Raw genomic sequence first — 13,579 nt, 5'->3', positions numbered from 1 at the left:
ATAATTCCCGGTAGTTACGGCTGTTGTTGATGCTAAAACGGTTCCTCCGGTGGCAACGTTATACCATTGCAAAGCTGTTCCTGTGGCAACTAAATTTGCAACCGTAGCTGATCCACAAAAGGTTTGTGCTGATGCTGTTGGCGGAGGTGGAGTCGCACCAGAAGCACTTACAGCAAAACTGATAGTTGTTGTTCCTGTACCACTATAATTTGAAGCTGCGATAGTATAGGTTGTTGTCGATTTTAATTCTGTTGGAGTACCAGACAAAACACCAGTGGTAGCATTAAAACTCATACCTGTTGGCAATGCTGGCGCAATTGTAAAAGGTAACAAAGAGGTTATTTTACGTATACGCTGCGTGTAAGAATCTGCAACAAATACATTTCCTAAAGCATCGGTTGTAACCCCAACTGGAAAATAAAAGGAAGCAACATTTCCTATTCCATCTGTATATTGGCTTGAGCCATTTCCGGCGTAAGTACTTACCAATCCGGTGTTATCAATTTTTCTAATAACCGAATTGTAATAATCTCCAACATAAATAGTACTTGTTGCATCAACAGCAATACCTATTGGATTATTAAAGTTTGCTAATGTCCCTTGAGCATCAGTATAACCGCCATAACTTCCTGCTAAAGTACTTACTGTTCCATCAGTAGCAATTTTTCGAATTCTATTATTTGTGGTATCGGCAACGTATAAAATTCCTGTTGTATTATCTATAGCTATGCCTTGAGGATTTTTAAATCTGGCGATATTTGATGCTCCATCTGCATAGCCTGAAAGAATATATCCGGCAACAGTGGTCACTAAACCCGTTGAACTAATTTTTCTAATACGACTGTTTTTTGTATCGGCAACAAAAATATTACCAGATGTATCTACCGTTAAACTATATGGATTGTTAAATTTTGCAGCAGTGCCTTGACCGTCAAGATAACCAACAGTACCGTCACCGGCAATTGTTGTCACAACTCCAGCAGGTGTAATTTTACGAATACTATTATTAAACGTATCTGCTACATAAATATTTCCTGCGGCATCAAGAGCTATTCCTTTTGGATTATTAAAAAATGCGACCGTTCCCTGACCATCAACATATCCTGTAGAAGTGTTACCCGCAAATGTTGAAACAATACCATCGGTGGAAACTTTTCGGATGCAAGAATTAAAATCATCTATAACATAGATTACACCGCTAGACACTGCTGCAACTGCAACAGGGCTGTTGAACATTGCCATTGTTCCGCCTTGTCCGTTTTCTAAACCACGCACAGCAGTTCCAGAAAAAGTATTAGTATCGCCAGTGCTAGTTATTTTTCGAATACAATTATTTGATACATCAGCTACAAAAACATTTCCCGAGGTATCTGTAGCAATTCCCTCTGGATATTTAAAAGTAGCTATAGTTCCTAAACCGTTTACAGCACCAAATGCACCTGTGCCTGAGAAGGTTGTTACTACGCCAGTACTAGTTATTTTTCGGATACAATTGTTATTATAATCTACAACATATATATTTGCCGAAGCATCAACTGATAAGGCACGTGGAGCGTTAAATTGTGCCGTTATTCCTAGCCCGTTTATTAGTCCTGGGCTACTGTTACCGGCTACTGTTGTTACATTTCCTGTATTTGATATTGCACGAATCCGATTATTAGACGAATCGCTCACATATACAATTCCTGAATTTGTTATTGCAACTCCTATTGGATTATTAAATTGTGCTGTTGTTCCTTGTCCGTCCAAATAACTGGCTGTTCCGTCACCAGCGATGGTAGTTACTGAACCTGTATTAGATATTTTTCTAATGCGATTATTACTTGCATCAGCTACATAAAGGTTTCCAGAAGTATCGACACTTAATCCTTTTGGACCCGAAAATAGGGCAGCAGAAACTTGACCATCAAGATAACCAGATGCTGCAACATTACCTGCAAAAGTAGATACTATTCCTGCCGCTGTGATTTTTCTAATCGCATTCGAATTTGACTCGGTAACATATACATTTTCGGAAGCATCCACAGCTATTGAATAAGGTACGTTAAATTGTGCCACATCACCACTACCGTTAGCAAATCCCGGAAATCCTGTACCTGCAAAAGTAGACACATACCCTGCTGCAGTTATTTTTCGAATACAATGATTTTGACTATCAGCAATATACATATTCCCCGAGGATGCAATTGCTATTCCTGTTGGACTATAATATTTGGGAGAGGCAGAACTACCATCGGCAAAACCAGCGGCACCATTGCCAGCAATAGTAGACACATTTGCTCTTACTGATGGAATTCCGGCGCTTAAAGATGGTGTAATGGGAACAATAACGTTGTTTATAGTATAGTTGCTTTGTACTCCCGAATACGTTACACTTGGAGCTTGGGCAGACATAAAAGTGCTGAAAAAAATAAATAAAAATAGCGTCAAGCTACTTTTGATATTTAATCTTTGCGTACTGGATTGTTTATTTTTCGGTAAAATGTAATTATTAGAAGTTACATTTATCATTTCAACTAAATTAAAATATGTTTGTGTAAATTTTTTCATTTTAAATTTGGAATTGCAATGATACTCAATTTTTAGATTTAAATACTTTCAAATCAAAAGATTGCCAAAATTTAACATCTTAAAAATGTAAGTTTTTTTCTAAAAAATAGTTATCATTAGTTATCAACAAAATTCATTTTTTTTAACTAAATTAATTTTTTAACATTTTAACAAAGAATATTATTATTATTTAATATTTTAAATAAATAAGATTTAAAATATTGTGATAAAATGAAAGTTATAAAGAAGAAGAAAATACTTCTAAATAAGCAATTTATCTATTAAAAGTAAATATATCCGCTGAAATACAATATTTTTTAATTCGTACGAATATTTTCATTAAAATAAAAATATTGTTTTTATATCCAAAAAAAAGCACTTTTTAGAACTTGTGCAATAAACATCCACAGAGAACTTTGAACTGGAATTTTACAAAACAATATTATTCAATTTATCGATTAAAATACAAATAAAATCTATGAAATGCACTATTTTATATTTTAATATAGAAGTATTCTTATTTTTTTAAAGATAATAACTAGTGAAAAGCAAAATATTATTTTTTTTGGGCATAAAAAAACCTCTTTATAAATAAAAAGGTTTGCTCTATATAATTATTATATCACTAATAATAAGTTGGTTATACTTTTTTAAAAAAATTATAAATCAATTTTATAGGTTTTTCTTGTTCTAAAAGTTGAGGGATCAAAATGTTTCCACATATTGTGAATGGCGTGATTATCTTCTAATTCTGGGGTTCTAATACAGTTTAGAATTCCCTTTTCATTAAAAGTTTTATAATATTCGTTAAAAATTATTGCTGTTACGCCTTTACTTTGATATTCTGGTGCAACACCTATTAAATAGAAAAGCACTTCTTTGCTCTCTTTTTTGGCTTTTAGCAAATGATAAAATCCAAAAGGAAACAGGTTCCCTTTTGCTTTTTGCAAGGCTTCAGAAAAACTGGGCATAACAATACTAAAAGCAACCATGGTATCATCTTTGTCCATCACGAACTTGATATATTCAGGATTAATGAAACTGATGTACTTGTTTTTGAAATATTCTTTTTGTTCATCAGTAATAGCGACAAAAGACGACAAGTTTGCATAAGAAGCATTAAACAAATCAAACATCTTACCTACATAAGGCATAATGTCTTTGTTTTTGGTGAAATTCAGAGCATGTAAATGATACCGCTGCTTAATCAATTCATCTGCCTTTAAAAAGAGTTCTTCTTTAACATTGGCAAAAGGAAATTTATTTTCGAGATATTCTTTTTCTTTAACATAACCCAGTTTTTCTAAATGCTCCGCGTAATACGGAAAGTTATACCACGTAATCATTGAACCAATCTCATCAAAACCTGTAGTTAAAACGCCAACTTTATCCAAATTTGAAAAACCCATCGGTCCTTCTACATATTCTAAATTGTTTTTTTTGCCAAGTTCATAAACTTTTTCAAGCAATGCTTTGGTCACTTCAATTTCATCAATAACATCCCACCATCCAAAGCGTACTTTGTTTTTTTTCTGAATGTTGACTTCATCCCAATTGATAATAGCAGCTATTCTTCCGACCACTTTATCGTTTTGATATGCCAAATAAAAAGTGGCTTCAGCCGATTTAAAGACGGGATTTTTTTCTTTATCGAACGTGTCTAATTCATCATTAATCAACGGCGGAACCCAATATGGATTATTTTCATATAAAGTAAATGGAAATTTCACAAAGGCTTTAAGCAGTTTTTTGGTATTGGCTTCGACTATGTCAATCATTTATTTGGTCTTTTCTAATTCTACTTCGTCTTTACGTTTTTTGCCTTTATCTTTTTTTGATTCTTTATCTTTTTTTGATTTTTTTTCGCCTTTTACCCGCTTATAATTTGTTTCATAATTGTTATCAAAACGCCAAGCCATACCAATATTTGCCAAAAGTAACGATGGTGTTTCTTTAATGTTTTTACTGAAAGAAGCATCTAACTGTATATTTTCACGAACCAAATAGGCAGCTCCAAGACGGAAAACGGTATCAGCATAATAATCACTTTTATACCCCTGGAACTCAAAAAATCCGGACCAAAGCATGCTAAATCCTCGAGTCATTGTGGATATTATTCCCAATGTTGGGTAGTCAGTCATGTATTTATCGGCAATAATATTGTTTACCCAAACCCATTTACTTCCAAAATGATGCTGTGTAATAATCATTACTTTTGGGCTAATCATTCTGTCCGTCGGGAAGGTAAACGGATTGTTTCCAAACTTTAAATTCACCCCAGCATAAACGGCAACTGCGGGAATAAATTGATTCCATTTGAAACTATGATTGGCTTTCCAACTCAATAAATTTGGCTTATCCTCTTTTATGAAAGGATCATAAACCAAATATTTTGCGCCTAAAGTAACCTGTTTAAAGCCACCTCGAGTGTCATTAACCAGGGGCGCTTGATACCAATCATACTGGTATTGTGTATTAAGATCAAACTCAAATTGGTCAAAAAACGCGCCATATCGTGCATCAAGTTCGGTTCCAAAACCATTGGCTTGATAACCCAATAAATCGTGTTTTTCTCTAATGCCATACAATCCAACTTCAGCTTGAATCACCGTTTTTCCAACAGAAAATGCTGACATCGATTTGCCAGGTCTGTTAGAGTTAATAATGTCTGTATATTGTGCGTACTGGCTAATAGAAATCAAAAGAAAACTTGCCACAAGCATATTTTTTATAGTCGTCATAAGGTACGGAAATTAATCAATAAAACTTTGTCAATCAAAAGTACTATATTTTATCATTTATTTAAGAAGTCAAACCAAATTTTAAATTGCGAAATTTAGTATTTTTGACAAAATTATTTTCACTATGGAAACCGCATCTTTTCAAACACTTTTAGATACTATTTTATTTATTGTCATTTTCTATTATGTTGTGAAATTTTTAGCGCGTTTGTTTTTACCCGTTTTAGCCAAAAAAGTAGTCGAAAAAGCATCACAACAATTTCAGCAACAACAACAAAATTATCAAAACCAAAATGCTGCTCAAAATCAAACGGCGGAAAAACCAAAAGATAAAAAAATCGTTGGCGACTATGTTGATTTTGAAGAAATAGAATAAATTCGCCTTTCAGTTGTTAACGAACTATCAACTGACCACTATCAACCTTCAACTAAAAACATGAAGCAACTTCAAAAGCACTATCCTCATCTTTTAGCCATAATCGGTTTTATTGTTATCTCTTTAGTTTACTTCTATCCTATCATTCAAGGCAAAAAAATCTACCAATCCGATATTGCAAAATATACCGGAATGGCGAAAGAACAAATTGATTTCAGAGCCGAAAATCATACCGAACCCTATTGGACTAATTCCTCTTTTGGCGGAATGCCAACCTATCAAGCTGGAGCCAATTATCCGAATGATTATATTGGAATGTTGGATAACGCTATTCGTTTTCTGCCTCGTCCGGCGGATTATTTATTCCTTTACTTTTTAGGATTTTATGTTTTAATGCTGGTCTTTAGAGTTGATCCTTTGAAAGCTTTTTTTGGCGCATTGGCTTTTGGCTTATCAACTTATCTGATTGTCATTCTGGGCGTTGGGCACAATGCTAAAGCACATGCTATTGGTTATATGCCGTTTGTAGTTGCTGGTTTTATTCTGGTTTTTAGAAAGCGATATTTGCTTGGAGGAATTCTAACCATGCTTGCTGTTGCGCTCGAAATTACTGCCAATCACTTTCAAATGACGTACTATTTGTTACTGCTTTTGATAGTCATGGGATTCTTTTTTGTATACCAACTTTATAAGGAAAAGAATCTAAAATCATTGCCAAAAATACTTGGAACATTTGCCGTTGGAATCATTTTAGCTGTGGGTGTAAATGCCACAAGTTTGATGGCGACAAAAGAATATACCGACTTTAGTACACGTGGTAAAAGTGAACTAACTTTCAATACAGATGGCACTAAAAAAGAAGCTAACATCGCCATGGATAGAAGCTATATCACCGAATATAGTTATGGCATTGTAGAAAGTTTAAATTTGTTTGCACCAAGATTATTCGGTGGTGGAAACAATGAAAAGCTAACCGAAGATTCCCATGTTTATAATTTTATGCTCAATTATGGCGCTTCACCAGAAGAAGCACATCAGCTTACGGATAATTACGCTGTGACCTATTGGGGCGACCAGCCACAGGTAGCTGCTCCGGCTTATATTGGCGCTGTAGTTTTCTTCCTTTTTGTATTGGCATTATACCATGATGAACGCAAAATAAAATATGCTTTCCTTGCCGGAGCTATATTCTCTTTATTACTTTCTTGGGGGAAAAATTTATCGATACTGACGGATTTCTTTATTGATTATGTTCCAATGTATGACAAGTTTAGAGCCGTTTCTTCTATTCAGGTTTTACTCGAATTGTGTGTGCCGGTTCTAGCCATTATGGGATTGCAATCGTTTTTTACCAATGACGAAAACCGTTGGAAAAGTTTATGGAAAACCAGCGCAACAACTTTAGGAATTATTGTTTTGTTATTTTTATGCAAAGGCATGTTCCACTTTGTTGGTGAAATCGACAGTCAGTTAATTGAAGCTTTGAAGCAACATCCGGATAAATCATTCGGACCACAATTTATAGAGGCACTTAAAGACGACAGACGAGATTTATATTCAGCCGATTTATTGCGTTCTGGATTTTTAATTACCATTACGTTCGGCGCACTTTATTTATATATCAAAAATAAATTGGCAGCTAATACAGCCGTGATTTTGGTTGGCGTATTTATGGTTTGCGATTTATTTTTTGTAGATAAAAATTATTTAAGTAACGATGGACAGCAATTCAGAAGCGCGCAGGAAGTTGCTGTACCATACCAACCAACACAAGCCGATTCGTTGATTCTTCAGGATACAACAAACTATAGAGTGTACGAAGTTGCCGGCGGAATTTACAGTCCGCGTTCGTCATATTTTCATAAATCAATTGGAGGCTACAGTGCCGTTATGCCAAGACGATTTAAGGAAGTTTACGAATATCAAATCCAAAAAAGTATAGCAGATTTGGGCAGCATCATCGACCCGAAAACACTTTCCATTACCAAAAGTCTTTCTGTTCTCAATGCGTTTAATATTAAGTATTTGATTGTTGGCACTGAAAAAGGCGATATTCCAATTGTGAATCCTTTTTATAATGGAAATGCATGGTTTGTTAAAGATGTTTATTTCGAAAAATCATCTGACGATGAAATAAAGGTTTTAGGTCAAATTGATTCCAAATACGTTGCTGTTACACAAGATAGGAATTGGTCAAAATTAGGTAAACCTAGAAAATATTTGACAGATAGTTTGGCAACAATCAAACTAGATTTATACAAGCCAAATCATCTCATTTACACTTCTAATAGTGCAGGTGATGGTTTCGCAGTCTTTTCTGAAATCTATTATAAAAATGGTTGGAAAGCTACAATTGACGGAAAAGAAAGTGCTATTTTTAGAGTTGATTACACTTTACGCGGAATGCAAATCCCAAAAGGAAAACACACTATCGAGTTCAAATTTGAACCACAGGTTGTAAAAACAGGAAGTACTATTGTGTTATTTAGTTCAATAATAATGTTGCTGGTGATTATTGGTGGCGTTTATTTTGATAGAAAAAGGATTCAAAATAGTTCAAGTTAATTTTGTAAATTTGAGATACTAATTCAACAAAAATGAAGCCAAGCAAATTAAATCACGCTCATCCTGCCAGAATGGAGTCACGTTATATTGATGAGATTAGAAAGATGTCTTCGCAACAGCGTTTTGAAAAACTGATGGCTATTATCGAAATATCCTATCTTTTGAAAACAGCCAAAAAAATATCAAAATAGTTAAATGGATAGTCAAATAATTGAAATTTGGAAGTATCTATTTTTAAATAAAGTCAAATATTTGACCATTGGTGGCTTTGCAGTAAGTATATATGGTTACGGAAGAAATACAGGAGACGTAGATTTATTTATTGAAGATTCGATTGAAAATAGAGAAAATTTAAGAGACGCTTTGAAAAAAGCAGGAATAGGAGATTTTGAAAACATAAAAACAATGCAATTTATACCTGGCTGGACCGATATTACTTTAAATTTTAATTTACGATTAGATATTATGACGTCCGTAAAAGGTCTAGAAAATAATACTTTTGAGCAACTTTTAGACAAAGCTTACATTACGGAAATTAACGACATTCCTGTTTATTTTTTAGATTATGAAAATTTGATTAAAGCTAAAAAAGCAGCTAATCGTCCAAAAGATATTTTAGATATTGAAGAATTAGAAAAAATCAATAAAAAATCTAATTCTTAAACTTGAAACCTGAAACCAAAAAACTCTTAATCATCACTTATTATTGGCCTCCAGCTGGTGGTCCCGGAGTACAGCGATGGTTAAAGTTTGTCAAGTATTTGCCAGATTTTAATGTTCAGCCGATTGTCTATATTCCTAAAAATCCAACTTATCCGATTATAGATGAAGGTTTGCAGAGTGAAGTTTCGAAGAAAGCAGTTATTATCAAAAACAAAATCTTCGAACCTTATGGTTTCGCTTCGATGTTTTCAAAAAACAAAACCAAGAAAATAAGCTCTGGCATTATTCCAAATCAAAAGAAACAATCCTTTTTAGAGAAAACTTTACTTTGGGTTCGCGGCAATCTTTTTATTCCCGATGCGCGGTTTCTTTGGGTAAAACCTTCTGTAAAGTATTTGAAAAAATATATTGAAGAAAATCATATTGACACGATTATAACATCGGGGCCACCCCACAGCCTGCACTTAATTGGTTTAGAGTTAAAGAAAGATTTGAACATAAAATGGTTAGCCGATTTCCGTGATCCATGGACAACGATTGGCTATCACAAAGCCTTGAAATTATCTTTGTATGCAGAGAAAAAACACAAAGCTTTAGAGGCAGCAGTCTTAAATTCCGCCGACACAATTATAGTAACCAGCAGAACCACAAAAACAGAATTTCAAGCAATTACATCGAAACCTATTGAAGTCATTACCAATGGCTATGATATTGAAAAAATCGATAAGCAACCGCTCGACGAAAAACTTACTTTGGCACATATTGGCTCCTTTTTATCCGAAAGAAATCCCAAAATACTTTGGCAAGCATTACAGGAATTGGTTACTGAAAATGCAGATTTCAAAAATGATTTCCGACTGAAATTAATTGGTGCCACAAGTCAGGAAGTTTTAGATACCATTTCCGAATTCAAGCTGAATGATTACGTCCAAAATTTGGGTTATATTTCGCATCAGGAAGCTGTCAAACATCAAAGAAAATCACAGGTTTTGTTACTCATCGAAATCAATTCCGAAGAAACTAAAAGCATCATTCCAGGAAAACTTTTTGAATATATGATTTCAGAAAGACCAATAATAGCAATCGGTCCAAAAGATTCCGATTTTGCTGAAATCATTACGGCAACCAATACCGGCGTTTTCTTTACCTACAACGAAAAGGAAAAACTAAAAGCCTTACTTTTGAAATACTATCAGGAATATAAAAACCAAAACCTAAAAGTTCATGCGGTTGGGTTGCAGCAATATTCCAGAAAGAGTTTGACTGCACATTTAGCAAAGTTAATTTCTTAACCACAAAGACACAAAGAAGGCACGAAGTTCACAAAGAAAAAAATGATACATTCGTAACTCATAACTTATAATTCATAACTCATAGCTCCAATATGGGAATCGTCCAAAGTCAATCTATTAAAAACACTATTATCACGTTCCTTGGATTTGGGATTGGTGCCATTAATGCGTTGTTTTTGTACACCACCTTTCTCGGAAAACTCCATTACGGAATTGTAGCAACGGTTCTTTCGGGCGCTAATATTATGATGCCGATTATGGCTTTTGGTGCACAGAATACTTTAATTAGATTCTTCTCTTACTATAAAAATCAAAAAGAGCGTGATGAGTTTTTGACCTTTATGTTGATACTTCCGCTGGCTTTAATCATTCCACTCGGATTAGGATTCTACTTTTTTTACGATAACATTTCACACAGCTGGATAAAGGAAAACCCAACGCTAAAACCGTTCTTCTGGCTGATTCCTGTCATTGGTTTGTTCATGGCGTATTTTGAAGTTTTTTATGCTTGGGCAAAGGTGCATATGAAATCAGTAACAGGTAATTTCATTAGTGAAGTGTTGGTTCGGCTTATTGTTATGCTTCTACTGATAGCTGTTCAATTCAATTGGATTGCTAAAAACACTTTTGTTTATGGTGTTGCCCTCGCCTATTTTGCACAATTAATCGGCATGAAATTGTATGCTATTTCAGTAAAGATGCCTGTTTTGCGTTTTGTAATTCCTAAAAATGTAAAGGAAATTATTCTGTATTCGCTGTTTATCATTGTCTCTGGAGGCGTTGCTGTGATGCTTGTCGACTTTGATAAAGTAATGATTCCACAATACAAAGACATTGGTCAAAATGCATTGTATGCCGTGGCGATTTTTATCTCTACAGTAATTGCTGTGCCAAGTCGGGCAATGACACAAATAATTGCACCGATTACTGCCAAATTAATGGTCGAAAACAAGCACGATGAACTGAATGATTTGTATAAAAAAAGTGCTATAAACCTTCAAGTAATTGGCGGATTTATAATGATATTAATTTTTGTTAACATTAAGGAAATGTATCACCTCATTCCGAAAGATTATAGCGGTGGAATCTTGGTTGTTTTCCTAATTGGATTATCTAAATTCTACGATGTTTTGCTTGGTAATAACAATTCGATTATTGTAAATACAAAACACTATAAAACTGTATTATTATTTGGAGTTTTTACAGTAGCATTGATGATTATTTTGAACATGATTTTCATTCCACTATATGGAATTGAAGGTTCTGCTTTTGCGACTTTAATTACGGTAATGATTTACAATACAATTAAACTTTTCTTTGTAGTCAAGAAAATGGATTTGTATCCGTTCACCAATAAAACACTAGAATCTTTTGGGATTTTGGCTTTGTGTTTCTTGCTATTTTACTTTTGGGATTTTCCGTTTTATACCATTATTAATATTGGATTGAAATCGATATTAGTTGGAGTTTTGTATGCGTTTCTAAATTATAAACTAAAAATTTCTGACGACATCAATACTATAATTAAGGACAATCTGAAGAAGGTGAAGCTCCTGTAATTCTTTTCGCAAACAATACTGAATATATTTTTGTATTTTCGTAATTCAAAATCAATTAAACCAATCTCATGAAAAAAACACTTGCGGGACTACTTGTTTTACTTACCATTACATTCATTAGTTGTAAATCTGATAAAAAAGAAAACAACGCCGATACCGACAAAAACTTCGCTTCTTTTGAAACTAAATTTTTAGATGCTTACTGGAAACAATATCCTGCTCAATCAATAAATCAAGGTTACGGAAAGTATTATGACAAGCTGGTTGTACCAAACGCAGCGGCTTTCGACGACAATGTCACTTTTTCTAAAAAATGGTTATCCAATTTAAACGCGTTGAATTATGATCAATTGAGTGATAACAATAAGATAAGTTTCAACATCATCAAAAACCAATTGGAAAGCGATATTTGGTACATATCCGTTTTCAAACAACAGGAATGGGATGCTTCTGTGTACAACATTAGCGGGTCTTGCGACTATATCATCAACCAGCCATATGCACCAATGGATGAACGTTTGAAAATCTTAACCAAATATCTGGAGAATTCGGATGCTTATTATAAAGCAGCTTTGGAGAATTTGAAACAACCAACCAAAGAACATTTGGAAATGGCTATCAATCAAAACAAAGGCGGAATGCAATTGTTTGGCAAATCGCTTACTGATTCGATTTCGGCTTCGCATTTAAACGCTGCGGATAAAAGGACACTGCAAAAAAACATTGCCAAAGCAGTTACTGCCATGAATGATTATGTGAGTGGTTTACAAAAAATTGATGCTGATAAAAACTTCAAATTCAAAGATTACAGAATAGGTAAAAAACTCTTTACCGAAAAATTCAAATACGATTTAGCGACTGATTTTACGCCAGAACAGATTTATGATAAGGCTGTTGCCGATAAAAAAATGTGGCACAACAAGATGTATGTTACAGCAGATAAAGTCTGGACAAAATATTATCCAACTCAAGCTAAACCAAAAGACAGCTTGGAAGTAATCCGAATGGTGTTGAGCAAACTACAAGGCAATCATCCCACACCAGCAGAATTTTATCCAACACTTAAAAAACAGGTAACTGAACTGAAAAAGTTTATTAACGAAAAGAACCTATTCGATTTCGATACTAGTTCTACTCCTATTAAAGTTAGATATATGCCGGAATATGCCCGTGGATTTGCATTAGCAAGTGCTGAATTTATTCCACCATATCAAAAAAAGGGAACAACCTATTACAACATTGATGATGTAACGAAATATCCGCCAGCAAAAGCAGAAAGCGCTTTACGCGAAACCAACTTCTACTCTTCACAAATATTATCTATACACGAAGCTGTTCCGGGACATTGCGTTCAGGGAATTTACAACAACAAAAAATCGCCAGATGTGTTGCGTTCTGTTTTTCAAAATGGCGCTATGATTGAAGGTTGGGCGGTGTATTGCGAAAACATGATGGTAGAAAACGGTTGGGGAAATCACGAACCCGAAATCGAATTGGCGTTGGGTGTTTGGAAACTTCGCGAATTAGCCAATGTTATTATTGATTATGATATTCAATGCTTAAACAAACCAAAAGAAGACATCGTAAAATTATTATCAAAAGAGTGTTTCCAAACTGACCAGCAAGTTGAAGAAAAGTACCACCGAGCAACCGTTTCGCAAGTACAACTTTGTTCCTATTACAGCGGTTCAACGGCGATTATGCAACTACGGGAAGAGTATAAAAAGAAAATGGGCGATAAATATAGCCTGAAAGATTTTCACGAGAAATTCCTAAGTTTTGGCAGTTCACCTGTGAAGTACATTCGTGAACGAATGTTAGAATAATTTAGTA

General features: G+C 34.3%; 10 protein-coding genes. 7 read left to right on the top strand and 3 right to left on the bottom strand.

Annotated elements, in window-relative coordinates; translation table 11 throughout:
* The 3 genes from Q0Q96_RS01805 to Q0Q96_RS01795 form a co-directional block, all read right to left on the bottom strand.
* A partial coding sequence (locus tag Q0Q96_RS01805) for a putative Ig domain-containing protein (protein WP_293870972.1) occupies positions 1-2,394 on the bottom strand: 2,394 nt, incomplete at its 3' end.
* Positions 2,395-3,209: 815 nt separating this feature from the next.
* The gene (locus Q0Q96_RS01800; protein ID WP_293870970.1) at positions 3,210-4,328 is read right to left on the bottom strand and encodes a GTP cyclohydrolase; all 1,119 of its coding nucleotides are present in this window, start codon (positions 4,326-4,328) and stop codon (positions 3,210-3,212) included.
* A complete protein-coding gene (locus tag Q0Q96_RS01795; RefSeq protein ID WP_293870967.1) occupies positions 4,329-5,291 on the bottom strand; it encodes a transporter in 963 nt (320 codons plus the stop codon).
* 124 nt (positions 5,292-5,415) lie between these two features.
* Here Q0Q96_RS01795 and Q0Q96_RS01790 point away from each other — a divergent pair, with 124 nt between their 5' ends.
* From Q0Q96_RS01790 to Q0Q96_RS01760, 7 genes are all read left to right on the top strand, one after another.
* Positions 5,416-5,667 (top strand): DUF4834 domain-containing protein, encoded by a 252-nt coding sequence (locus Q0Q96_RS01790; RefSeq protein WP_293870965.1) that lies wholly within the window; start codon positions 5,416-5,418, stop codon positions 5,665-5,667.
* A gap of 60 nt (positions 5,668-5,727) precedes the next feature.
* The gene (locus Q0Q96_RS01785; RefSeq protein WP_293870962.1) at positions 5,728-8,232 is read left to right on the top strand and encodes a YfhO family protein; all 2,505 of its coding nucleotides are present in this window, start codon (positions 5,728-5,730) and stop codon (positions 8,230-8,232) included.
* Positions 8,233-8,264: 32 nt separating this feature from the next.
* Positions 8,265-8,423: a hypothetical protein gene (locus Q0Q96_RS01780; protein WP_293870961.1), complete on the top strand. Its 159-nt coding sequence runs from the start codon at positions 8,265-8,267 to the stop codon at positions 8,421-8,423.
* A 4-nt stretch (positions 8,424-8,427) separates the two neighbouring features.
* The gene (locus Q0Q96_RS01775) at positions 8,428-8,895 is read left to right on the top strand and encodes a nucleotidyltransferase (RefSeq protein WP_293870958.1); all 468 of its coding nucleotides are present in this window, start codon (positions 8,428-8,430) and stop codon (positions 8,893-8,895) included.
* A gap of 2 nt (positions 8,896-8,897) precedes the next feature.
* The gene (locus Q0Q96_RS01770) at positions 8,898-10,187 is read left to right on the top strand and encodes a glycosyltransferase family 4 protein (RefSeq protein ID WP_293870956.1); all 1,290 of its coding nucleotides are present in this window, start codon (positions 8,898-8,900) and stop codon (positions 10,185-10,187) included.
* 92 nt (positions 10,188-10,279) lie between these two features.
* A complete protein-coding gene (locus tag Q0Q96_RS01765; RefSeq protein ID WP_293870954.1) occupies positions 10,280-11,746 on the top strand; it encodes a polysaccharide biosynthesis C-terminal domain-containing protein in 1,467 nt (488 codons plus the stop codon).
* Between the two features lie 68 nt (positions 11,747-11,814).
* Positions 11,815-13,572: a DUF885 domain-containing protein gene (locus tag Q0Q96_RS01760; protein ID WP_293870951.1), complete on the top strand. Its 1,758-nt coding sequence runs from the start codon at positions 11,815-11,817 to the stop codon at positions 13,570-13,572.
* Positions 13,573-13,579 lie beyond the last annotated feature (7 nt).

Origin of the sequence: Flavobacterium sp. (genome assembly GCF_025352015.1) — a bacterium.
In the GTDB taxonomy this organism is placed as follows: Bacteria; Bacteroidota; Bacteroidia; order Flavobacteriales; family Flavobacteriaceae; genus Flavobacterium.
This window is presented reverse-complemented; position numbering and strand designations above follow the sequence as displayed.